This window comes from Streptomyces sp. NBC_00090 (assembly GCF_045160815.1).
Lineage (GTDB): Bacteria > Actinomycetota > Actinomycetes > Streptomycetales > Streptomycetaceae > Streptomyces.
The window spans coordinates 8403235-8425429 of record NZ_CP108224.1 but is presented as its reverse complement, the minus strand read 5'-3'; the positions used below and the strand labels follow the sequence as shown (position 1 = coordinate 8425429).

21 protein-coding genes are annotated in these 22195 nt (G+C 71.9%); 3 read left to right on the top strand and 18 right to left on the bottom strand.

What is annotated here, in order from left to right; all coding sequences use genetic code 11:
* Window positions 1-12 precede the first annotated feature (12 nt).
* From hypF to OG361_RS37360, 13 genes are all read right to left on the bottom strand, one after another.
* Window positions 13-2421, bottom strand: coding sequence for a carbamoyltransferase HypF (gene hypF, locus OG361_RS37420; protein ID WP_405860838.1), 2409 nt, complete (start codon window positions 2419-2421; stop codon window positions 13-15).
* Entirely contained in the window at window positions 2418-3113 is a 696-nt protein-coding gene (gene hypB / locus OG361_RS37415; RefSeq protein ID WP_384573327.1) for a hydrogenase nickel incorporation protein HypB, read from the bottom strand. The genes hypF and hypB overlap by 4 nt, the downstream gene beginning before the upstream one ends.
* Window positions 3101-3511, bottom strand: coding sequence for a hydrogenase maturation nickel metallochaperone HypA (gene hypA, locus OG361_RS37410; protein WP_405860836.1), 411 nt, complete (start codon window positions 3509-3511; stop codon window positions 3101-3103). The genes hypB and hypA overlap by 13 nt, the downstream gene beginning before the upstream one ends.
* Window positions 3512-3641: 130 nt before the next feature.
* Window positions 3642-3761 (bottom strand): DUF6893 family small protein, encoded by a 120-nt coding sequence (locus tag OG361_RS37405; protein WP_384573320.1) that lies wholly within the window; start codon window positions 3759-3761, stop codon window positions 3642-3644.
* The gene (locus OG361_RS37400; RefSeq protein WP_405860834.1) at window positions 3758-4297 is read right to left on the bottom strand and encodes a hydrogenase maturation protease; all 540 of its coding nucleotides are present in this window, start codon (window positions 4295-4297) and stop codon (window positions 3758-3760) included. Before OG361_RS37400 ends, OG361_RS37405 begins: the two co-directional genes overlap by 4 nt.
* Window positions 4294-5694: a hypothetical protein gene (locus OG361_RS37395; RefSeq protein WP_405860832.1), complete on the bottom strand. Its 1401-nt coding sequence runs from the start codon at window positions 5692-5694 to the stop codon at window positions 4294-4296. The genes OG361_RS37400 and OG361_RS37395 overlap by 4 nt, the downstream gene beginning before the upstream one ends.
* Complete coding sequence (locus OG361_RS37390; protein WP_384573311.1) at window positions 5691-6329, bottom strand: DUF6084 family protein; 639 nt, start codon at window positions 6327-6329, stop codon at window positions 5691-5693. The genes OG361_RS37395 and OG361_RS37390 overlap by 4 nt, the downstream gene beginning before the upstream one ends.
* Window positions 6326-6982, bottom strand: coding sequence for a DUF5947 family protein (locus OG361_RS37385; RefSeq protein ID WP_405860830.1), 657 nt, complete (start codon window positions 6980-6982; stop codon window positions 6326-6328). The genes OG361_RS37390 and OG361_RS37385 overlap by 4 nt, the downstream gene beginning before the upstream one ends.
* Window positions 6979-7539: a hypothetical protein gene (locus OG361_RS37380; protein ID WP_405860828.1), complete on the bottom strand. Its 561-nt coding sequence runs from the start codon at window positions 7537-7539 to the stop codon at window positions 6979-6981. The genes OG361_RS37385 and OG361_RS37380 overlap by 4 nt, the downstream gene beginning before the upstream one ends.
* Window positions 7536-9320, bottom strand: a complete 1785-nt coding sequence (locus OG361_RS37375; protein ID WP_384573302.1) for a nickel-dependent hydrogenase large subunit — start codon at window positions 9318-9320, stop codon at window positions 7536-7538. Before OG361_RS37375 ends, OG361_RS37380 begins: the two co-directional genes overlap by 4 nt.
* Window positions 9321-9398: 78 nt before the next feature.
* Window positions 9399-10481 (bottom strand): hydrogenase expression protein HypE, encoded by a 1083-nt coding sequence (locus OG361_RS37370; RefSeq protein ID WP_405860826.1) that lies wholly within the window; start codon window positions 10479-10481, stop codon window positions 9399-9401.
* A gap of 64 nt (window positions 10482-10545) precedes the next feature.
* Entirely contained in the window at window positions 10546-12252 is a 1707-nt protein-coding gene (locus OG361_RS37365) for a hydrogenase maturation protein (RefSeq protein WP_405860824.1), read from the bottom strand.
* Between the two features lie 259 nt (window positions 12253-12511).
* Window positions 12512-14752 (bottom strand): glycoside hydrolase family 9 protein, encoded by a 2241-nt coding sequence (locus OG361_RS37360; RefSeq protein ID WP_405860822.1) that lies wholly within the window; start codon window positions 14750-14752, stop codon window positions 12512-12514.
* A gap of 316 nt (window positions 14753-15068) precedes the next feature.
* Between OG361_RS37360 and OG361_RS37355 the strand changes: the two genes are divergently transcribed.
* Window positions 15069-16190 carry a GH12 family glycosyl hydrolase domain-containing protein gene (locus OG361_RS37355; RefSeq protein WP_405860820.1) on the top strand — a complete coding sequence of 374 codons (1122 nt, stop codon included), beginning with the start codon at window positions 15069-15071 and terminating at the stop codon, window positions 16188-16190.
* Window positions 16191-16367: 177 nt separating this feature from the next.
* Window positions 16368-17495 (top strand): lytic polysaccharide monooxygenase, encoded by a 1128-nt coding sequence (locus OG361_RS37350; protein ID WP_405860818.1) that lies wholly within the window; start codon window positions 16368-16370, stop codon window positions 17493-17495.
* A 97-nt stretch (window positions 17496-17592) separates the two neighbouring features.
* Here the strand turns inward: OG361_RS37350 and OG361_RS37345 are convergent, their stop codons facing one another.
* From OG361_RS37345 to OG361_RS37325, 5 genes are all read right to left on the bottom strand, one after another.
* Window positions 17593-18651: a hypothetical protein gene (locus OG361_RS37345; protein WP_405860816.1), complete on the bottom strand. Its 1059-nt coding sequence runs from the start codon at window positions 18649-18651 to the stop codon at window positions 17593-17595.
* 127 nt (window positions 18652-18778) lie between these two features.
* Entirely contained in the window at window positions 18779-19390 is a 612-nt protein-coding gene (locus OG361_RS37340) for a VanZ family protein (protein WP_405860814.1), read from the bottom strand.
* A gap of 21 nt (window positions 19391-19411) precedes the next feature.
* Window positions 19412-20095: a DUF4230 domain-containing protein gene (locus tag OG361_RS37335; RefSeq protein WP_405860812.1), complete on the bottom strand. Its 684-nt coding sequence runs from the start codon at window positions 20093-20095 to the stop codon at window positions 19412-19414.
* A 180-nt stretch (window positions 20096-20275) separates the two neighbouring features.
* On the bottom strand, window positions 20276-20854 hold the full coding sequence (locus OG361_RS37330; RefSeq protein ID WP_405860810.1) for a hypothetical protein: 579 nt from the start codon (window positions 20852-20854) through the stop codon (window positions 20276-20278).
* Between the two features lie 104 nt (window positions 20855-20958).
* A complete protein-coding gene (locus OG361_RS37325; RefSeq protein ID WP_405860808.1) occupies window positions 20959-21588 on the bottom strand; it encodes a hypothetical protein in 630 nt (209 codons plus the stop codon).
* Between the two features lie 246 nt (window positions 21589-21834).
* On the opposite strand from OG361_RS37325, the gene OG361_RS37320 reads away from it, so the two are divergent.
* Window positions 21835-22176, top strand: a complete 342-nt coding sequence (locus tag OG361_RS37320; RefSeq protein WP_405860806.1) for a YkvA family protein — start codon at window positions 21835-21837, stop codon at window positions 22174-22176.
* Window positions 22177-22195: the final 19 nt, after the last annotated feature.

Genomic DNA, 22195 nt, shown 5'->3' with positions numbered 1-22195 from the left:
GGGGGTCCCGCGTCACTGTCGCCGTCGTGGTCCCGCGCCGGGAGCCGTCTCGGCGGTGACACGGGCGGCCACGACGAGCTGGCCGAGCGCCAGCCCTCCGTCGTTGGGCGGGACCATGCGGTGGCGGAGGACGGTGAAGCCGTCCCGCCCCAGGGCGCGGGCGGAGTCGGAGGAGAGCAGGGTGTTGGCGAACACTCCCCCGGTCAGCGCTACGGTCTCCACGCCGAGTTCCCCGCGCGCGGCGGCGCAGACCGTCTGCACCAGGTGCGCCACGGCCCGGTGGAATCGGGCGGCGACGACGGCCGCCGGGGTTCCGTGGCGCATGTCGTCGACGACCGCGGCGAGCAGCGGGGCCGGGTCGGCGGTGAGCGGGCCGCCGGTCGCCGGCGTACCGAGGCGGAAGGTGTAGCGCCCGTCGCCCTCCGCCGCCGGCGCGCGGAGTGCCGCGGCCTCCAGTTCGATCGCCGCCTGGGCCTCGTATCCCGCGTGGTGGCAGATTCCCGTGAGGGAGGCGACGGCGTCGAAGAGCCGGCCCATGCTGGAGGTGGGCACGCAGTTCAGTCCGCTCGCCAACTGCTGTCGGAGCACCCGCAGTTCTTCGGGCGGGCAGGCGCGTACGCACGGCAGGTCGGGGTCGGCGGCGAGGCCGGCGGCGTGCAGGTGGGCCAGGGCCATGCGGTAGGGGCGTCGTACGGCCGCGTCGCCGCCGGGCAGCGGTACGTAGGCCAGGTGCGCGAACCGCGAGAATCCGGCGTAGTCCGCGAGGAGGAACTCGCCGCCCCACACGGCGCCGTCGAGGCCGTAGCCGGTGCCGTCGAAGGCGACGCCCAGGACGGGGTGGGAGCCGTCGAGGCCGTTCTCCGCCATGGCGGCGGCGACGTGGGCGTGGTGGTGCTGCACGGGCACGACCGGGCGTCCCGCCGCGTGTCGGGTGGCCCAGCGTGTGGACCGGTAGGCGGGGTGACGGTCCGCCGCCAGCAGGCCGGGCCGCACGCCCGTGACGGATTCCAGCTGCCGCTCGGCGGAGGTGAAGGCCAGTTGCGTCGCGAGGTCGTCCATGTCGCCGATGTGGGCCGAGAGCCAGGCCTTGTCGCCCTTCCCGAGGCAGAAGGCGTTCTTCAGGTCCCCGCCGACGGCGAGGGCGGGGACGACCTCGACGGGCAGGGTGAGCGGCAGGGGGGCGTAGCCGCGGGAGCGGCGCAGGACGATCGGTTCGCCGTCGCAGACGCGGACGACGGAGTCGTCGCAGGGCACGTGGATGGGACGGTCGTGCAGGAGCCAGGCGTCCGCCAGGCCGGCGAGTCTGGTCAGCGCGTCCGCGTCGTCGGTGACGATGGGCTCGCCCGAGAGGTTTCCGCTGGTCATGACCAGGAGCCGGGGCGTGTGCCGGTCCGGGGCGCCCAGCCCGAGGAGCAGGTGGTGCACCGGGGTGTAGGGGAGCATGACGCCGAGGTCGGGACTGCCGGGAGCCACCCCGGGCGCCGGGGCGGCCCCGGGGCGCGGCCGGGAGTTCTCGCGGCGCCGCAGGAGTACGACGGGCCGGACGCGGCCGCCGAGGAGTTCGCGCTCCAGGGGGCCGAGGTGGACCAGGGGCTCGATGCCGTCGGGGTGGGCCGCCATGATCGCGAACGGCTTGTCCCCGCGCGCCTTGCGGCGGCGCAGTTCGGCGACGGCCGTGGGGTCGGTGGCGTCGCACGCCAGGTGGTAGCCGCCCAGGCCCTTGACGGCGATGATCGCGCCGGCCGCGAGCATCCGGCGGGCGGCCGTCACCGGGTCGGTGCCCGGGTCGGGCGGTGGTGGTCCGCCCGGCGCGGTGACGAGGCGCAGCCGGGGGCCGCACGCCGGGCAGGCGACGGGCTGGGCGTGGAACCGCCGGTCGGCCGGGTCCTCGTACTCCCGGGCGCAGTCCGGGCACATCGGGAAGCCGGCCATGGTCGTGTGGCCGCGGTCGTAGGGCACACCGGTGACGATGGTGAAGCGGGGGCCGCAGTGGGTGCAGGTGATGAAGGGGTGCAGGTGCCGCCGGTCGGTGGGGTCGGCGAGTTCCGCGAGGCAGTCGTCGCAGGTGGCCGTGTCGGGCGGGACGAGGGTGCGGACGTCGCCGCCCTGGCGGGAGGGCACGATCGTGAAGCCGCTGCCTCCGCTCGTTGCCAGCTCTGCCGCCTCGACGGATTCCACCCGGGCCAGGGGCGGTGCCTCGGGGGCGACGCGGGCGCAGAAGGCCGCCACGTCCGCGGGGTTCCCCTCGACCTCGGCCACGACGCCGTCGGCCGTGTTGGTGACGTGTCCGGACAGGCGCAGCGTGGTGGCGAGGGCGTAGACGTGGGGCCGGAAGCCCACGCCCTGGACCACGCCCGTGACGAGCACGCGGCTGCGCGTGGGGGCCGTGGCGAGGGCGTGGCCGGACGGCTCCGCGGTCACGCGCCGGCCCGGGCCATCACCGGGGTGTGGACCGGGTCGCCCTCGGTCGCGGCCAGGGCGCGGTCCAGCAGCACTCCGGTTCCCCGGCCGTCGCGTACCGAGGTGAGGACGACCTCGACGCCGGGGTTGACCTGCTGCACGTTGCGGCGGAAGGTCGCCTCGTCGAACTGCGCCGCGTCGGCCATGTCGGTCTTGGTGACGACCACCAGCTGGGCGAGGCCGAAGGCGGTGGGGTACTTGAGGGGCTTGTCCTCGCCTTCGGTGACCGAGGCGAGCACGACCCGGAGGGTTTCGCCGAGGTCGTAACCGGCGGGACAGACGAGGTTGCCGACGTTCTCCACGAACAGCAGCCGGGTGGCCTCGGGCAGCCAGTCGTGCAGGTGCCGGGCGACCATGTCGGCCTCCAGGTGGCACAGGCCGTCGGTGTGCACCTGCTTGACGGGGACGCCGGCCCGGGCCAGGCGTTCGGCGTCGTTCTCGGTGGCGAGGTCGGCGGTGAGCGCGGCGGCGGCGACGCCCCGTTCGGCGCACAGCCGCAGCTCGCGCTCCAGCAGTGCGGTCTTCCCGCTGCCGGGGCTGGAGAGCAGGTTGACGACCGTGGTGCCGCGGGCGGTCAGTTCGGTACGCAGGATGCCCGCCGCTGCGTCGTTCCTTGCGAGGACCGCCCGCTGGAGGTCGACTACTCGGCACATGCTCGGCTCTCCTCGGTGGTGGGTTCGCTGCGTGGTGCGTGGTTCTCGGCGGGTTCGGCCCAGCGGACCTCCCGGATGTGGAGTTCGCGCCCGGAGACGAGTTCGACGGCGGCCCCGCCGCAGCCGGGACAGAGCAGCCGGGGCGGCATGCCGACGTTCCAGACCTCGGCGCAGGGCTCGCAGCGGGCGGTGCCCGGGACGGTGCGGGTGATCAGTTCGGCGCCCTCGAGGACGGTTCCGGCGCAGGCGAGTTCGAAGCAGAAGGCGAGCGAGTCGGCGACGACGCCCGCCAGCTCGCCGACGTCCAGGCGGATGCTGGTGACTCCGGTCGCCCCACGGGACCGTGCGGCCGTCTCGACCTGGTCGACGACGGCCATGGCCACGGACATCTCGTGCATCGGTCTCCGTCCTGGGCCCGGCGGTGTGTCTGGGCCGCCATTACAGGACGGGCGGTCGGTGGTTCGCCGCCCGGCGCGCCGTGACCGGGCGGTGGTGTCGTCCGTTCGGTGCAGCCGGGGCGGCGGCGGGTCACATCCGGCTGATGCGGAGGTAGCGCCGGACGTCGGGGAAGACGCTCCTGAGGAGGGCGACGGCGGTCAGGGCGGCGGCGGTGACGGCGACGGTGGCGCCGATGGCGTTCTTCTTCATGGTGCTCTCCGTGTCGGGCTTCGTACGACGGCTTCTTGGCGGACCAGGTCGATCACCGTGCGGACGGCCTCGGGGACCGCGGCGGCGACCTGCGGGCTGAGCCCGATGCCCTCGTCGAGGCAGGCGGGTTCGCAGCCGACGAGCAGGATCCGGCGCGGCGGCGCGGCGCCCGTGCCCGCGCACAGGGTGTCGAGCAGGGCGAGGACGGCGTCGGGTGTCATCCGGTGGCCGTCGAGCGGCGGGGGCCGCTCGGTGGTGGCCCGGTCGGCGGGCTCCGAGGCGTCGATCAGGTACAGCGTCCCCGGTTCGCCGCCGCGCGCGGTGACGTCGACGAGGACGAGGGTGTCCCAGCCGTCGAGCAGCTGGTAGGCGAGGTGCACCCCGCGGATTCCGACGTCGACGACGTCGACGTCGGGCGGCAGCTGTTCCCTGGGGAGTCTGCGCACGGTCTCGACGCCGAACCCGTCGTCCCCGAGGAAGACGTTGCCGACGCCGGCCACGAGGGTGCGGGCGGTGCCGGGTGCGGGAGCGTTCACCTCTCCTCCAGGACTTCGACCTCGTCGGGCTGGAAGTAGAGGAACCGGCCCTGTTCGCGGCGGATGTCGGCGCCCGGGTCGTCCTCGACGGTGACGGCGATGTGCACGCCGCCGTCGACGTCGTGCAGCACCGCCTCGACCAGGGCGCTGCGGCCGTCGACGAACAGGTCCTGGGCGTCGGTACGGCGCAGCCGCGGGCGCAGGAGCACTCTGCTGCCGGCGCGCACCGGGTGTCCGTCGACGAGGACGTGGTCCCGGGCCGGGTCGACGGACGTGTCGCCGGCCGGGTCCCACCACGGGGTGTCCGGTGAGAGCAGGTCGGCGCCCGAGGGCTCCTTGGGTCCTGTGACCTCCCGCAGGCTGCGGACCGCTCCGTGCAGGCGCTCCAGCACTTCCGGCGGCATGGTGTCGGCCAGGTCGATCACGGCCGCGGCGCGTGCGTCGGTCCCTCTGGCCTCGCGTTTCTCCTCGTCGGTGAGGGCCGCGGTGCGCAGGGCGAGGATCTCGTCGATCTCGGTGGCGTCGTAGAGGGCTCCCGGGCTCTCGGGGGCGATGGCCGGATGGTCGTCGAGGATGATCGGCGAGGAGAGCACCAGGTCGGCGCGGCCGGGTTCGCCGGCCAGCACGGGCCAGGTGCGCAGGTTCTCGCAGGCGGCGACGGCCCCTCCGGCCCACTCCGGCGGGTCGGTCATCGACAGGAACGACCCGGCGTCGAGGTGGAGCAGGGTGTGCGTGGCGACCAGGGAGTACGGCAGCGCGGCGTGCCGGTCGCCTCCTGGACGGGCGGTCCAGTCGCTGGTGTTCTCCACCGTGACGGTCAGCCGCTCGGTCCGGTACGGTCCGTCGAGTTCGGCCGCCGCGACCCGGAGGGTGCCGCTGATGGCCTCTCGGCGTCGGACCAGCCGGCCGAGGATCCGTCCGTCGGCCGCGGTGATCTGTTCCACCTCTTCGGTGGCGGGGCGGGTGAAGGGCAGCGTGGTGCCGTCCGCGTCCAGTGTCGCGACGGGGAGGACAAGGGTGACGGTCTCCTCGACGCCCTCGTCCCATGTCGTCAGGATCCGGTCCTCCAGGCGCAGTTCGCCGACCGGTACGAAGGTGCCGTCCGCGGCGCGTTTCTCGACGGTCCGCCGCTGGACGTGCAGGAAGCGGAGTTCGAGCGCGAGGTCGGCGCCGGGCCGGGGCTCCATCAGGCATTCGGTGCGCTGGACGTGGTGCTCCCCGGAGGCATCGCTCCAGGACGGCGGCACGAGGACGCCGAACTGCCAGCGGAACCTGTTCTTGGCGGCCGACGCGCGGTACGGGTAGAGCACGTACCCCTCGAAGAGGACGGCGTCGGCGACCTGCCGGGCGACGGCGAGCCTCGCCTCGGTGCCGGAGGTGAAGACTGCGGTGGTCATCGTGGCCTCTCCCCCGCCTCTGCGAGCAGGGTCTCGACGGTGGCCTGCCAGGACGGGAGGGCCCGGCGGGACCGGTAGGCGAGCAGGGCGTCCATCGCGTCGGCGGGGAGCCGGATCCATCCGCAGCCCGGGAAGTGCTGGTCGATCATCTCGTGCCAGACCTTGACGGGCATCCGGTGGACGACCTCCCTGTCCCAGGGCACGGGCTCGACGTGGAAGCCGCCGGCCCCCGTGAAGGCGGTGCCGGAGAACAGCAGGAGGAGCGGTACCTCGCCGCCGGAGAGCGAGCGGAGGTAGCGGGACGCCGCGATGTCGGTGTCGTAGGTGCAGGGCACGACGAGTTCGGTCTCGATCTCGTCGGTGAAGCCGGGGACCATGGCCGAGACCTGGGCGAACTGCACCGGGTTGAGGCTGCTGCCCCACCGGGAGCGTTCGCCGAACAGGTCGCCCAGGGCCTCCGCCTCGTCGTCGTCGTAGCCGCGCCGGGCGGGTTCGATGCGCATCTGGCAGCGCAGGGCCATGGCGTGCACCCGGGTGCCCGGGGTCGCCGTGATCCGCAGCCGGAAGACGAGCGTCGGTCCCGCCGCGTAGCCGTCGGCGCGGACGTCGGTGCAGGCGAACGAGAACTCGGTCACGGCCGGCTCCCCGGTGCCTCGCGTGCCTGGTCGCGTACGTGGGCGAAGAGGGCGTCGAGGTCGGCCCGCGCCTCCGCGCCTCCGTCGAAGCCCTGCCAGTGCAGTCGCATGCGGCCCACCAGTTCGTAGCAGAGGTCGATCGGCACCAGGTGGCACTCGGTGCGCCCCTCGTGCCGGCGCAACAGCAGGGCCTCCACGTCGGGTTCGAGCAGGGAGGCGAGCCGTGTGGCGTCGAGCACGCACCTCCAGGAGGGTTCCTCCAGCTCGCTCTCGGTGGCACCGGCGGGGCTCGGGTAGAGCGCCACCGCTCGGTCGAGGGCGGAGTTGCGGAAGAGGTACGCGACCGAGACGGGGATCCGCAGCGACTCCCACACCCGGTCGTCGACGCGGTGTGCCGGATCGCTCAGGAAGCGCCCGGGCACCGTCCGGAAGCGGCCCCCCGGTCCGCCGCCGCGGTCCATGAGCTGTGCGCACGGGCCGCAGGCGCAGGCCAGGGTCCGCCGGTCGGTGTCGGCGAGGTGCCTGTGGCGCTCACCGGCGAGCTGTGCCCCGCACAGTTCGCACAGCTCCTCCCGCGGCGGCCGCGGGGTGGTGAACCGGCGCAGTCCGGTGGGCCCCGGAGCGCGCCCCGCGCGCGTCGGGAGCCCGTTCACGAGGCATCGGCCGGGGTGAGGTGGGCGGTTCCGGTGTGCGGCGGGCCGGTGCCGATCTGGAGCAGTGCCGGCTCCCGTGCGCCCGCCGGTTCCAGCTCGACGCGCGTCACCTCGGGGGCGTGGCAGGCAAGCGCGTCGGCCGCCGCCTGCCGGACGGACTCCTGCGTACCGGCGCAGCCGCAGCCGGACGAGCCGGTGACCCGCAGGCGCAGCACCCCGTCGGCCGGGTCGAAGCCGGTCTGTTCGACGGGCTGTGGCAGGCCGGACAGGGCGCGTTCGACGCGGGTGGGCAGGTCTTCCGGGTGGAGCCCGTGGAGGTTGAGCAGGCTCGCGACGAGGTCGTCCGCGAGGAGGGCGCCCCACGGGTCGGTGGCCGGGCGGGCGCCCGGGCGTCCGAGGAGGTCGACGGCGCGGGCGAGGCCGCTTCCGTAGAACTCCATGAGGACGCGTACGACGTCCTCGGCCGCGGCGCAGGCGTCGGCGTCGCCCTTCTCCGCGAGCCGGTCGAGCACCTCCTCGACCCGTCGGCCCGCCGTTTCGGCGGTGACGGCGCTCATCCGGCCAGCCCGCTCAGGCCGGTGGGCACGTGCATCTGCTTCACGGTCCTGCCGTTGCCCGTGTACATGTGGACGCCGCACGGCAGGCAGGGGTCGAAGCTGCGCACGGCGCGCATGATGTCGATGCCCTTGAAGTTCTCGGGCGTGTTCTCCTCGAAGATCGGGGTGTTCTGCACGGCGTCCTCGTAGGGGCCGGGGGTGCCGAAGGTGTCCCGGGTGGAGGCGTTCCACGGGGTCGGCGGATACGGGTGGTAGTTGGCGATCTTGCCGTCCCGGATGACCATGTGGTGGGACAGGACGCCCCGGACGGCCTCGGTGAAGCCGACGCCGATGGACTCGTCCGGCACCTCGAACTTCTCCCAGGTCTGGGTGCGTCCGGCGCGGACCTCCTCCAGGCCCTTCTCCGCGCAGTGCAGGGCGACGGCCGCCGCGTACGCCTGGAAGTAGGTCCGGGCGCGGTTGCGCTCCAGGGCGTTGCTCCACTGCGGGATCTTCCACTCGAAGGTGGTCTCCGGCTTGGTCATGGTGCGGGGCAGGTTGATGACGACGCTGTGGCCGGTGGCCTTGACGTAGCCGATGTCGACGAGGCCGGACAGGGCGGTGGACCACAGCCGGGCGATGGGGCCGCCGCCGGTGTCGAGCGCCAGGTGGTCCTTGCCGTCGAACCACCGCGGGGACATCACCCAGCTGTACTTGTCGTCGAAGTTCCGCTTCTGCGGGGCCGGGATGGTGTGCTGGTTCCACGGGTGACGCGGGTCGACGGGGTTGCCGAGCGGGTCGTGGGTGACGAACTGCTCCTGCCCCTGCCAGTCCTCGTAGTACGAGCTGCCGAGCAGGATGCGGATGCCGAGGTTGATCTCGGTGAGGTCGTTGGTCACGAGCTTGCCGTCGACCACGACGCCGGGGGTGACGAACATCCGCCGGCCCCAGTCGGTCATGTTGGCGTAGGTGAAGTCGCAGTGCTCGGGGTCGTTGAGCGCGCCCCAGCAGCCGAGCAGGACGCGGCGGCGGCCGACCTCCTCGTAGCCGGGCAGTGCCTCGTAGAAGAAGTCGAAGAGGTCGTCGTGGAGCGGGACGACACGCTTCATGAACTCCACGTAGCGCATGAGCCGGCTCATGTAGTCGGTGAAGAGCTGGACCGACGCGACGGTGCCGACGCCACCGGGGTACAGCGTGGAGGGGTGCACGTGGCGCCCCTCCATCAGGCAGAACATCTCCCGGGTGTAGCGGCTGACCTGAAGCGCCTCGCGGTAGAACTCGCCCTCGAGGGGGTTGAGGGAGCGCATGATGTCGGCGATCGTGCGGTAGCCGTGCTCCCCGGCGTGCGGGGCCTCGGTGCGCTCGGCGAGTTCCAGGACCCCGGGGTTGGTCTCGCGGACCATCTTCTCGCAGTAGTCGACGCCGACCAGGTTCTCCTGGAAGATGTTGTGGTCGAACATGTACTCGGCGGACTCGCCGAGATTGATGATCCACTCGCCCAGGTGCGGGGGCTTCACGCCGTACGCCATGTTCTGCGCGTACACGGAACAGGTGGCGTGGTTGTCGCCGCAGATGCCGCAGATGCGACTGGTGATGAAGTGCGCGTCACGCGGGTCCTTGCCGCGCATGAAGACGCTGTAGCCGCGGAAGACCGAGGACGTGCTGTAGCACTCGGCGACCTTCTTCTGCTTGAAATCGATCTTGGTGTGGATGCCGAGACTGCCCACGATCCGGGTGATGGGGTCCCAGGCCATCTCCACCAGGCCGCTGCCGTCACCCGTCGTCTTCGCCGGAGATGCCATTGTCTGTCGGTGCCCTTCGTCAGTTCCTCGACTTCACGAACAGTGGGTGGGTGGGGATCCCCGCGAGGGGACCCCCGGTCACCACGGCGGCCGGTAGCCGGTGGTGATGCGATCGCCGGTGTGCCGCCACTTCGGCTCCTTGTCCACGGTCCTGGCCGTGATGGACCGCAGCCGGCGGATGACGGAGCCGTACACGCCGCTGGCGGCGCTGGAGACCTTGCTGCCGGGGGGTTCGTCCATGAACGGCATGAACTTGTCCGGGAAGCCGGGCATCGTGCAGGCGATGCAGATGCCACCGACGTTCGGACAGCCGCCGATGCCGTTCATCCAGCCCCGCTTGGGGACGTTGCACTTGACGACCGGGCCCCAGCAGCCCAGCTTGACCAGGCACTTGGGCGAGTCGTACGTCTCCGCGAACTGGCCCTGCTCGTAGTAGCCGGCGCGGTCGCACCCCTCGTGCACCGTCGCCCCGAACAGCCAGGTCGGGCGGAGCTTGTCGTCGAGCGGAATCATCGGGGCGGAGCCCACGGCCTGGTAGAGCAGGTACGTCAGGGTCTCCGCGAAGTTGTCCGGCTGGATGGGGCAGCCGGGCACGCAGACGATCGGGATGCCGGCGGCGGACTTCCAGTCCCACCCGAGGTAGTCCGGCAGGCCCATCGCGCCGGTCGGGTTCCCGGCCATGGCGTGGATGCCGCCGTACGTGGCACAGGTGCCGATCGCGACCACGGCCAGCGCCTTGGGCGCCAGCCGGTCGATCCACTCGCTCGTGGTGATGGGCTGGCCGGTCTCCGGATTGTCACCGAAGCCGCACCAGTAGCCCTCCTGCTTGATGTCCTCGTTGGGGATCGAGCCCTCGACCACCAGCACGAACGGGTCGATCTCGCCCCGCTCCCCCTTGAAGAACCACTCGATGAACGTGTCGGCGCCGCCGACCGGGCCGCACTCGAAGTCGATGAGCGGCCAGTGGACCGCGATCCTGGGCAGTCCCGGCAGCCCGGAAAGGGCGATCTCCTCGATGCTGGGCTGCATGGCGGCGGTCAGGGCGACCGAGTCGCCGTCGCAGCTCAGACCCGCGTTGATCCAGAGGATGTGGATCGGCTTCTCTTCGCTGCCGGGGGCAGCACCCGGGTCCTCGACCGAGGTCTGCGGGGTTGCGTTCATGCGTCGCCTCCTGGGGAGGGTGAGACAGAGGCCGTCGTCGGGCCGTCTTCGGGCCCCCTACGTGTCAACGGTCGGTCGGACCGGCCGCGCGCGCACCCGGGGCGTCCGGGGAACCGGCGGTCGGCCCCTCCTTACGGACGAAGGCCCTGCGCAGCGCGTGGTAGGGCGCGGTGGGATCCGTGAAGATCCCCCACATGCGCGAGAGCTCCTGCTCGCGGTGGGCGGCAAGGGGAGTCGTGGACTCCCGGCGCTCGTGCTCCGCCTTCTTCGCCGCCACGCGGGACGCGACGCCGGGGTGCGAAGCCAGCCGTGCGGCCAACCGGGTGATCTCGGCCGAGAACTCGTCCGGCCCGCACTCGACGATCCGGTCGATGAGCCCCATGCTCTGGGCGGCGGCCGCGGAGACGGGCGGGGCGTTCCGGATGAGGCGCTCGGCCATGGCCGGGCCCACCTTGCGGGGCAGTGTGTGGGTCCAGTACTCCGACCCGTACAGGCCCATGCGCCGGTAGTGGGGGTTGAGGACGGAGCCCGAGCGGCACCAGACCTCGTCGGCGGCGAGTGCCAGCATCACTCCTCCGGCGGCGGCGTTGCCGCCGATGGCGCTGACGACGAGCCGGTCGGTCGTGGTGAGAACCGCCTCGACCAGGTCGTTCATGGCGTTGATGTTGGCCCAGGACTCGGCGGCAGGGTCGGCCGCGGCCTCGATGACGTTGAGGTGGATGCCGTTGGAGAAGAAGTCGCGCTGTCCGCCGAGCACCAGGACCGAGGTGGGGCGACCGAGGGCGGTCTCGTAGGCCTCCCTCAGGCGGCGGCAGTGGTCGGTGCTCATCGCTCCGCCGGGGAAGGCGAAGGACAGCACCCCGACGGGACCCTGCTCCCGGTACCGGATGTCGGACCAGCTCCGCCCGGCCTTCGACGGGTGGGTGGGCGCGGGTGACTCGGGAAGCTCCGGCAGCCGCCCCGCGAGGGCGAGGGCCAGGGTGGCGGGCACCTTGCAGGCACGCTCCTCCCCCGTTCCGGTACGGGCGCGCAGCTCGGGGATCCACACGGCGCCGTCCACCGTGGCGCGGCAGACCGCGCCGGCCCGGGTGGCCAGCAGGTCGCCGGGCCGGCCGCGCAGGCCGTCCTCCGCGTGGCCTCCGTGCAGGAACCACTCGGCGCCGAGCAGGTCATCGCGGAGGCCCGGCTGTGAGTCGGCTGCCCGCAGGGCGCGCAGGACCGTCTCCGTGTCGTCCTCGTCCCAGGAGATCCGGCGCTGTTGCTGGCGGAAGGCGGGTCGCGCCCGGACCGGCCCTGTCTGCGGGCGCGGCGTGGCCCCGGCGGCGACGCGCTCGACCGCGAGGTGCACGGCGGCCACGGCGGCGTCGGACAGCTCGTTCCGGTACAGGTCGCTCTTGGCCACGTCCGGGACGCGGAAGGCGGCGGTCGCCCAGACGTCGCCCGCGTCCATCTCCTCGTCGGCCTGAAGGACGGTGACCCCCCACTCGGCGGCGCCGTCGTGGATCGCCCAGTCCAGGGAGGACGGCCCTCGATCGCCCACCGGCCCCGGGTGCACGATCAGGCAGAGGTGACGCGACCACACGTCCCGGGGAACGACCGCCTTCAGCATGGGGGCGACGACCAGGTCGGGCGCGTGCCGTACGACGGCGTCCCGCACCGCGTCCCCGTCGGGCGTGACCTCCACGGGGACGGCGTGCCCTCGGTCCTGCAGCTCGACCCGAACCCGTTGGGTGAGGCTGTTGTAGCCGCTGGCGATGAGCAGAATGCGCAAGGGAACCCCTCCGGGTGGTCGTGGAGCCGTCGCCACCGGGCGGGTCAGTTCGCCGCCCCCGGAGATGGTCCGGCACACGGGGCGGGAACCGCCGACGGCACTGCTCTCGCCTCACCCGTTCGAGCTACGATTCCCACCACCTGGCGGCGGCCCCGCTCACCCGTTCACCCCTTAACCAACACCCTCACCATCGGCCGACTGCGCCGCAGACTCGGTGGCCGTCCCTCCCATCGCGATGCCGCGGTGCCGCTACGCCGGGTCAGCCCTGGTCGGCCACGAAGGAGGCCATCCAGGTCAGGGCGGAGTTCCAGTTGATCGTGAGCTCGTTGGTCGACCAGGACTGGATGTCGTCGATGTAGCAGAACTGACCGGTGCATCCCTGGAGTTTGCTCTGTGCGAGCGGGTCCTGAATGCTCGAGTTCGGACCGCCGGACAGCGAGCCGGCAGGCGGGTGGGGCAGCTTCGGGTCGAGCTGGTGGGCGTACCAGCGGCTGTGCTGGTTCTGCGCGCTGACCTCGCCGAAGCCCGTGACGTACGAGATGTTCAGGGCGTTGCGGCCCAGGATGGAGTCCATGCCCTGGACGGCCCCGTCGCGGTACTTCGCGCCGCCTGTGATGTCGTAGGCGGTGGCCAGGACGACGGCGTTGTTGAGGATCTGGTGGGTGGAACCCCAGTCGTACCTGTGGCCCTCCGGGGCGTACGGCATGCCGTACGGGTGGGCTTCCAGCGTGGCCAGGTAGCGGTCGGCTCCCTTGCGCACGGACTGACGGACCTGGTCGCGGCCGGGCAGCCGGTTCGGGACGGTGGCCAGGTCGAGCCGGGCGGGGACGGCCGTGCGTGCCCAGTCGAAGCTGATCGGCCCGAAGATGTCGGCGCTGTGGACCGGGGAGTTCAGGATGTGGTCCTGGAACTCCTTCCCGCCCGTGGTCAGGTACAGCTCGGTGGCCGCCCAGTAGAACTCGTCGGTGACGTCGCTGTCGGCGTAGGTGCCGCCGCCGATGCCGTCGCTCTCGGAGGCCAGGACGACGGGGTGGGCGAGGGCCGCGGCCCAGGCCTCGCGGGCCGCCGCGAGCGCGCCGGCGGCGAACCGGGGGTCGTACGGCTTGTACAGGCGGGCCGCCTGGGCGGCGGTCGCCGCGAGGTTCAGGGTGGCCGCGGTGGTCGGCGGGTGCAGTTCGCGCTTCTGCGGGTCGTCTGAGGGCATCAGCGGCAGGCCGGTCCACTGTTCGTCGTGGATCTTGTGGTGGACCATGCCGGCGAGCGGCTCGCCGTCCGGCACCTGCATCTTGAGCAGGAACTCCAGCTCCCAGCGGGCCTCGTCGAGGATGTCCGGGACCCCGTTGCCGCTCTCGGGGATGTTCAGCGTGCCGTCGCCCAGTTTCCCGGCCTGTCCTGTGCGGGCGAGCCGGGCGCGCTCGTAGGTGCTGAGGAGTTGCCAGACGGAGATGCCGCCGTTGACGACGTACTTGCCGTGGTCACCGGCGTCGTACCAGCCGCCGGTGACATCGAGCGTGTAGTCGCAGACTCCGGGCCGGCAGGGCACGTTCCCGTCCCCCTGGTTGGGGGCGACGTCGACGTGACCGGCCGCGCGGCCGTAACCGGGCCGCAGGTCGTCGCGGATCCCGACCCCGCTGCGCTGGGTGTAGTAGAACTTCGCGGCGTCCAGACGGAGCTTCTCGTAGGCGGCGGTGCCGATGTCGAAGGGCCGGCTGGTCTCGCCGTCGGCGACCAGGGTGAGGCCCGTCCCGGCGCCGCGGTGGTCACTGAAGTGGATCGAGTGGACGTTCTGCCCCGAGGAGGGGTCCACGCCGCGCGGCACGGTCCAGCCGCGCGCGACGACGGCACCGGAGGCGTTCTTCAGCTTCCAGGGCAGTCGCTCGGTCGCGTCGGTGACGAGCGTGGCGTTCTTCGGCCCGCGGGGCAGGTAGGCGACCTGGTTGACCCGGACCCGGGGGCCGGTGTCGGGCTCGTACCGCTCCGGCGGCACCCCGCCCAGCAGGGACACGTCGTCGAGGCAGAACCGCCACGGGTCGGCGCCGCCGCCGAGCTGGAAGGCGACTTGGCCCTGGGCGGTGTCGACGGGGGAGGCGAAGGTGTAGGTGTACGTGTCGCCGGAGACGCTCACCTGCGGAGTGACCTCGTGGTACGTGTCGTACGGCGACACCTGCAGGCCCACGACCGCGCGGACGGAGTTGCCTTCGGGGGCGCCCGTCGCGCTGAAGCTGAACCGGTACGACTCCCCCTTGACGAGCGTGATGTCGTTCTGGCCGACGGCGGCGTCCCAGCGGTTCGCCGTGCCACCCGGCACGTCGGCGCAGACTCTGCCGTCGGACAGCCCGAGGGTGACGTTGTTCGACCACCACGCGTCGGTGGTCGCGTCGAAGGTGCCGTTCCTGATCTGCTCGGACTCGTCCGCCCCCGCCGGGCCGGCGGGCACCGCGGTGAGACCCGTCGCCAGCAGGGCGGTCAGGGACAGCAGGGCGGTTCTGCGTCTGTTCACTTCTGGGCTCCTCGGAGGGGGCGGCGGAGCGGGTTGCCGATGAATTTGGGAGCGCTCCCATGCGGCGGTGGACATATTCGCGGTCGGACCGCGGAAACGTCAACGGCCCGGACAGAAACCGCGGTCGACGAGTCGCGGCGCGCAGGCGCACCGGGGCCGGTGCCGTTCGGGCACCCGATCCCGATGGGTTGTCAGGGGCGCCATGGGCTCCTACAGTGCCCCCACGACCGAGTGGGAGCGCTCCCAAGGCAGATGTCAAGGACGCTCCGGTTCCCGATCACCCCTTCGATCACCCCCCATCCAGAGAGGCCCCCGCATGCGAGCGTCACCGCACCGCCCCAGAACCGCGCGCGGCATGCTCGGCGCGCTGCTCACCGCCCTCGCCACCGTCGCGGCTCTCGTTGCCGCCGCGCCGGCGGCCCAGGCCGACACCCTGATCTGCGAACAGTACGGTTCGACCACGATCCAGGGCCGCTACGTGGTCCAGAACAACCGCTGGGGCACCGGTGCCGCCCAGTGCGTCACCGCCACCGACACCGGTTTTCGGGTGACCCGCGCCGACGGCGCCGTGCCCACGAACGGCGCCCCGAAGTCGTATCCTTCGGTCTTCAACGGCTGCCACTACACCAACTGTTCGCCCGGAACCAACCTCCCGGCGCAGGTCAGCGGCATCGCCAGTGCCCCCAGCAGCATCTCTTACGGCTATGTCGCCGACGCCGTGTTCAACGCCTCGTACGACATCTGGCTGGACCCCACGCCCAGGACCGACGGAGTGAACCGGACCGAGATCATGATCTGGTTCAACAAGGTCGGTCCCATTCAGCCGATCGGCTCACCGATCGGGACCGCCACCGTGGGCGGGCGCACCTGGCAGGTGTGGACGGGCAGCAACGGCTCCAACGACGTCATCTCCTTCGTCGCCCCGTCGACCATCGCCGGCTGGAGCTTCGACGTCATGGACTTCGTCCGGGAGACCGTCTCCCGCGGCATGGCTCAGAACAACTGGTACCTGACCAGTGTCCAGGCCGGCTTCGAGCCGTGGCAGAACGGTGCCGGGCTCACGGTCGACTCCTTCTCCTCGGCCGTGAACCTCGGTGACCCCGGTAGCGGGGAACCCGGCCCGTCGACGGCCTGCAAGGTGACGTACGCGACCAACGTCTGGACGGGCGGCTTCACCGCCGACGTCACCGTCGCCAACACCGGTTCGGTCCCTGTCGACTCCTGGACGCTGTCCTTCACCCTGCCCTCCGGGCAGCACATCACCCACGCGTGGAACGCCGCCGTCACAACGGCCTCCGGGGCCGTGACGGCGACCGGCCTCGCACACAACGCGCGGATCGCGGCCGGTGCCGGCCAGACGTTCGGCTTCCAGGGCACCTACAGCGGCACATTCGCCCCGCCGTCCGGGTTCAGCCTCAACGGCGCCGCCTGCACGTGATCTGATCCGCGACCGATCCGAGTCGTCCCGGGCGCACCCCTCCCCCGTCCCCGCTCGCGCAGGGGCGGGGCTCCGGACGAAGTCCGTACCAGCTCCGGACGCGCTCCGGACCAGACCGTCATCGCAAGAGGAGAACACCCACCGGAGAACAGTTCCCACCAACGCACAGGAGACACGATGGCTGGACGCAGGAAACGACTTGCCTCCCTGGTAGCGGTACTCGCGACGCTGCTCGGTGGCATCGGCCTGACCTTGCTGGGCCAGGACAGCGCGCAGGCGCACGGCGTCGCGATGATGCCCGGGTCGCGCACCTACCTCTGCTCGCTGGACGCCAAGACCGGCACCGGCGCCCTGGACCCGACCAACCCGGCGTGCAAGGCGGCGCTCAGCGAGAGCGGAGCGAACGCGCTGTACAACTGGTTCGCCGTGCTCGACTCCAACGCGGGCGGACGCGGGCCCGGTTACGTCCCGGACGGCAAGCTGTGCAGCGCCGGTGACCGGTCGCCGTACAACTTCACCGGATACAACGCCGCCCGCCCGGACTGGCCCCGAACGCACCTGACGTCCGGGAGGACGATCCAGGTCAGGCACAGCAACTGGGCCGCGCACCCGGGCTCCTTCCGGGTGTACCTGTCCAAGTCCGGTTACTCGCCCGGCTCCGAACTGGGGTGGGACGACCTGGAACTGATCCAGACCGTCACCGACCCACCGCAGACGGGCTCGCCGGGCACGGACGGCGGCCACTACCACTGGGATCTGAACCTGCCCTCGGGCCGCTCCGGTGACGCGGTGCTGTTCATCCAGTGGGTGCGCTCGGACAGCCAGGAGAACTTCTTCTCGTGCTCCGACGTCGTCTTCGACGGCGGCAACGGCGAGGTGACCGGCATCCGCGGCTCGGGCAGCACCCCGACCCCGACTCCAACTCCGACCCCGACCCCGACCCCGGACCCGACGACACCCACGCCCACACCCACACCCACGCCGACCGACCCGCACACCGGGTGCATGGCCGTCTACAGCGTCACCAACTCCTGGAGCGGCGGCTTCCAGGGTTCCGTCGAGGTCATGAACCACGGCACGACAGCGCGTGACGGCTGGGCCGTGGCGTGGACGCCCGGCGCGGGCACCCGGATCAGCAGTCTGTGGAACGGTGGGCTGAGCACCGGATCCGACGGCACGCTCACCGTCGGGAACCTCGACTACAACCGGACCATCCCGCCGGACGGCAGCGTCACCTTCGGGTTCACCGCGACGTCGACCGGCAACAACTTTCCGGTCGGGTCGATCGCCTGCGTCAACCCGTAGCCACTGAGGGAGGCGCCGGTTCCCGTACCGCTGGGAACCGGCGCCGTCCGGCCTCCTCACCACGGCCGGCGGGCTGGGGGTGGCGAGGGGGGATAGGTCAGCCGGTCGGCAGACCCAGCCCGTAGTAGGTGACGTGGTAGCCGTCCACGTACCCCGCCTCCCCGCCGACGATCAGGTCGGTGGGATCGCTCACCCCCGCCGCCCTGGCCGTCGCCACGAGCATCTCCGCGAGTGCGTGCCCCTTCGGCTCGCCGGGGCCACCCGCGTCCACCCGCCACACCGGATCGTCGTCGCCGAAGACCGACGCCGTGTGCGGGTGCTCGGCGACCGTGCCCCAGCCGAGTGCGGCCGGGTCGATGTCGTCCGGGGCGAAGCAGGCGATCGAGAGCCGGTCGCCGCAGGCCACGTCGAAGAGGAGCGGTGCGCTGCGGCTGTTGCGCCCGTAGAACGGCATCCCGATCCGGACGGCCAGGGCGGTGGTCTCGGCAGGCAGCGATCCCAGGAAGTCCCCCAGCGACCGCGTGACGGTCTCCCAGCTCCGGGCGGTCCAGCCGCCGGGGAAGCCGAGGCCGATGTTGGCCTCGTCGCGGTTGCTGCCGAAGAAGCCGCTGATCGAGTGCTCCTCACCGACACCCTGACGCCAGAACCAGTTCTCCGCCGGGCCGGTGGGCTGCAGGACCAGCTCCGGCCCCGACTTCCCGGCGCGAAGTTCGAGAGTGTTCGGCCTGCCGCGCCAGCGCAGGAAGGGTGCGCCCCAGTGCGGTTCGCTGTCGTAGAAGGGTCCCATGTCGCCGTGCGAGCCCATGACGGACGGTTCGCCCAGCGCCGCGGTCACTTCCTCCTTGGCGGCGCGGAAGGCGGCCGCCTGCGCCGCGGCGTCCGGCGCGGGGGCCGCCACCGGGACCGCGATCTCCACGTACGACTCGCCGTCGACGTAGCGCTTCTCGTACTCCCCGACAGGGCGTAGGCGCGCAGGGCCCGAGGACCGACCGGTGATCAACACAGGCGCGTCCGACGAGTCGCTCCAAGCCCATCCCAGCTCGGCCGCGACAGCCTTCATCCCCTCCGGCGTCCAGCCGTCGGTGTCTGCCGCGACGAGCCGCTGGGCGAGCTCCCCGATGGACTCCCGCACGTCACTTCCCCGTTGTTCGTTCATCCGGCCATCGTCCCGCACCCCGGGCCGGACCGTCGCGGCGGGGCTCTCACGCCCCTCTCGCGGAGAGAATGCGTGAAGACCTCGTCCGGGTGACGAGCGACTGCGGCATCGCGCACCCCGCCCCTGGTCAGGTGCGGCGCGGCGACCACCATCGGCGTCGGCGCCGCGGATACATCGCCCTGCCCAGGCGGCGGCCCACCAGGACATAACCGAGCAGCGCGCCCGTGGTGTTGAGCAGCACGTCGTCGATGTCGAAGGCGCGACCCGTGATCAGGGCCCCTTGGATGAGTTCGACCAGGAGCATCGTCGCCACCGTCAGCAGGGCGATCCGTACGAACCCACGGCTACGGGGGGACAGGACCGGCAGCAGCAGGCCGAACGGCACGCCCAGAAGAACGTTGCCGCCGAGTTGCTTGACGGTGTCCCGGAAGGCGGGCTGCCCGAGGTAGGCGCGGATCGAGTCCCCCGGCCGGAGGTTGGCGTGGGTGAGCATCTCCGAGGCCGGTGATGGCTGAAGGGTCAGCCGGGCGAGGACGACGCCGAAGGCCACCATCGCCGCGAGGGCCAACACGGTGAAGCCGACGCGAAGCCAGGGCCCGGGGCCGGGACCGGGTCCGGGTCCGGGCCCCGCCCTTGGAGCCTTCTCCTTCTCCCTCTCCTTGACCTTCTGCTTGTCCTTCTCCTTGTCCTTCTCCTGCCGCTCGGTCGTGACGCGGCGCCATCCGATACGTGACGTCATGTCCCCCAACTCCCCGGTTTCTCAGGTGTACGTGACGGTGATCTGTTCGAAGCCGAGGGCGCGGAGCAGACCTTGGAGCATCGACGTGGTGTTCTTCTCGGCACGCAGCGTCAGATCGCTCTCCTTGGCGGCGTCGCCGATGCGGTCGGCGGCGAGGACGTGGACGGCGTGCTCGTCGGCCGGGTTGTCGGAGAACAGGTCGCCCAGTCGGTCGATCAGGCCGCGCTGCTTCGAGACGGTGTAGGAGCGCTTGGGGTCCACGGCCGGCTCGGCGAGCTGCGCGTGCGGCAGACGGAGGGTGGCAGTGGTGCGCTTCTCGTCGACGGTCACGCTGCCCTGGCCGATGCTGCCGAAGTCGACGTACGCGGCCACGCTGCCGCTCGCGACGAAGAGCGTACGAGTCCCGCGGATCGAGTCGGGCAGCAGCCGGGCGTCCTTCTCCAGGTCGACCACCACCTGGTAGTTGCCGGCGGCGCCCTCGTAACGGTGCATGTCCTGGACGGACTTCAGCACCGCCGGGCCGGAACGGTCCCGCGTGTCGACGCCGAACACGTCGTCCAGGCCTGGCAGGTGGAAGAACCGCCCCAGGAGGAAGAGGACCAGGGAGAGCACGACGAGCACGACGGCGACGACAGGCCACCTGCGCGGGGCCCGTTCGCGTCGCGATGTTCTCCGCGTAGGCTTGTCTTCTGCGTGTTCTCGCATGTGTTCCTGGTGCCCCGCGAATGGTTCGTCACTCCCAACCGCCTTTGATCCGAGGCTGGTTGGCACTCCTGGGGCGATCGTGACACGGACGAGGACCGGCGACTCCTCCGTACGCCCGGCATGACGGAAGCCCCCTGGGGTCCAGGGGGCTTCCGTCCTCTGCGGTGGGTGGTGGCCGGGTCATGCCCGGAGCAGCCGTTCCGTCACCTCGCGGTAGGTCCGCAGGGTGAGCCGGAGCTGCTCGGTGTCGGGGCCCGGGCCATCCGGATCTCCGTTCTCCTGCCAGCCCGCCCGCAACGCGGTACGGCGGTCCCGCAGGGAGGCGATGAGCTGTTGCTCCGCCTCGGCGAGGACCTCGGCCGCCTCGGCGACCGAGTCGTGGGGCGAGTCGACGAACCCTGCGAGCGCGTGGTGCAGACGCTGTCCGAGACGGTCGCGTTCGCCCTCGCCGAGCAGCTGCCCGCCCGGACCGTGGCCGTCGCCGGTGGGCTGCCCGCCCGGACCGTGGCCGTCGCCGGGGGCGTGGCTGTCGTCCGACCGGTCCGTCGTGTCCCGTCCGCGCGGCGCGGCGGGGGGCACGGCGGGAGCGTTCGCGCGGCTCCCGCCGCTCCGGCCCGTGGCGCTGGGGTCCTCGGACGGGACGGCGGACTGCGGCGACTGCGACAGCGGCATCGCCGGCGGCGGGGTGGGCGGCGGGGGCGCGCTGACCGGAGGTGCCGGGGGTGGTGTCGCGGGACGGCCGGTGCGCTGGGCGGGCACGGCCGGGGAAGGGACCTCCCGGACCTCCCGGACTTCCCCGCTTCCGTCGGGCGCCGGTCCTCCGGCCCCGTCTGCCGCCCGCTGATCCCGTTCCTCGCGTGCCATCACGCACCACTTCCCTTCGGCTTGAGGAGATGCCCACGGTTTCGCCCGGACACCGGGCGAGGACGACCGGCGTCGGTGCCCGCCGAACCCCCGGCCTTCGTCAGGTCCTCGAACAGAGCACGCGCGTGAACCAGCGCCTCCCGCAACTCCTCCGTGGAAACGGAGCCCGAATGCACCGCACCGCGTACCGCGCGCAGGCCCTCCACATGGTGCGGATGGTGCACCGACAGGGCGGCGAGCTGCTCCTCACGCCGGTCGGGATCCGGGAAGCCCCGGGCCGCGGCGATCCGCGTGAGGAGCTCCTCCGCGTCGGCGACAGCCTGCCGCGGCGCGTCGACGAAGCGCTCCTGGAGCATGGTCCACTGAGCGACGTAGTGCTCCCGGACCGCCGGCTCCAGCGGCAGAAGGCGCATGCGGCCGTACCGCTCGACCCGCTCGCGCAGGTCCCGGTGGGCGGACTCGCCGTCCCCGCCGTGCCGTTCGAGGGTGCGGTCGTACTCAGGGCCGAAGCGTCGCTTGAGGAGACGCGTGCCGCTGCCCGTACCCACGCGGGCCCGGCCAACGACACCGGCCGCCAGTATCACGGCGACCAACGCCACGAGAATGAGAACTACGGTCAGGGTCGACATGACTGCCTTCCTGGATCGTGACTCCTGGCTGTCTGGCTGTTCGTCACTGCTTGCCGGGCACCCATCAATTCGGCTTGCCGCTCGTCGGACGGTCAAACCCGAAGCACGACATTCTCCGCAATGCGGGGGCGGAGGGACCGCCGACGGGCACGGCCGACGAGGCCGGTCTGCGGGCCTGGCGTCGTAGCCTGGAAACCGCCGGCGGACGATCGGCGCGGCCGGGACGTCACGGGGTAGGAGAGCAGCATGGACAGTACCCTCTGGCTCATCGTGGTCGTGGTTCTCCTGCTCGCGGTGGCGGGATTCGCGGCCGTTCTGCTCGTACGTGTCTTCCGGGCCCGCAGGCTGCTGCTCGACTCCGGCGTCCCGCTGCGGTCCAAGGCCCTGTTCTGGGCAGCGGTGGTCTACACGGTCTCGCCGATCGACCTGATCCCGGACCCGGTCTACCTGGACGACATCGGCGTACTCCTGGTCGCCCTGCGGGCGCTGCATGCGGCCGCCGCCGGGAGCGGGGCGGACCGCACGGGGCTGCCCGCGGGTTCGGATGCCTCGATCAGCGGTCCGGCGAGGGTGCCGCCGCCCAAGTGATGGCGGCTTCCGGTGGAGG

Excerpts from the sequence above, each read along its gene's own strand:
- OG361_RS37405 (WP_384573320.1), bottom strand. The coding sequence starts at position 3,761 with ATGAAGAAGAACGCCATCGGCGCCACCGTCGCCGTCACCGCCGCCGCC.
- hypA (WP_405860836.1), bottom strand. The coding sequence starts at position 3,511 with ATGCACGAGATGTCCGTGGCCATGGCCGTCGTCGACCAGGTCGAGACG.
- OG361_RS37380 (WP_405860828.1), bottom strand. The coding sequence starts at position 7,539 with ATGAGCGCCGTCACCGCCGAAACGGCGGGCCGACGGGTCGAGGAGGTG.
- OG361_RS37350 (WP_405860818.1), top strand. The coding sequence starts at position 16,368 with ATGGCTGGACGCAGGAAACGACTTGCCTCCCTGGTAGCGGTACTCGCG.
- OG361_RS37370 (WP_405860826.1), bottom strand. The coding sequence starts at position 10,481 with ATGAACGCAACCCCGCAGACCTCGGTCGAGGACCCGGGTGCTGCCCCC.
- OG361_RS37325 (WP_405860808.1), bottom strand. The coding sequence starts at position 21,588 with ATGTCGACCCTGACCGTAGTTCTCATTCTCGTGGCGTTGGTCGCCGTG.
- OG361_RS37375 (WP_384573302.1), bottom strand. The coding sequence starts at position 9,320 with ATGGCATCTCCGGCGAAGACGACGGGTGACGGCAGCGGCCTGGTGGAG.
- OG361_RS37355 (WP_405860820.1), top strand. The coding sequence starts at position 15,069 with ATGCGAGCGTCACCGCACCGCCCCAGAACCGCGCGCGGCATGCTCGGC.
- OG361_RS37340 (WP_405860814.1), bottom strand. The coding sequence starts at position 19,390 with ATGACGTCACGTATCGGATGGCGCCGCGTCACGACCGAGCGGCAGGAG.
- OG361_RS37335 (WP_405860812.1), bottom strand. The coding sequence starts at position 20,095 with ATGCGAGAACACGCAGAAGACAAGCCTACGCGGAGAACATCGCGACGC.
- OG361_RS37345 (WP_405860816.1), bottom strand. The coding sequence starts at position 18,651 with ATGAACGAACAACGGGGAAGTGACGTGCGGGAGTCCATCGGGGAGCTC.
- OG361_RS37320 (WP_405860806.1), top strand. The coding sequence starts at position 21,835 with ATGGACAGTACCCTCTGGCTCATCGTGGTCGTGGTTCTCCTGCTCGCG.
- OG361_RS37395 (WP_405860832.1), bottom strand. The coding sequence starts at position 5,694 with ATGACCACCGCAGTCTTCACCTCCGGCACCGAGGCGAGGCTCGCCGTC.
- hypB (WP_384573327.1), bottom strand. The coding sequence starts at position 3,113 with ATGTGCCGAGTAGTCGACCTCCAGCGGGCGGTCCTCGCAAGGAACGAC.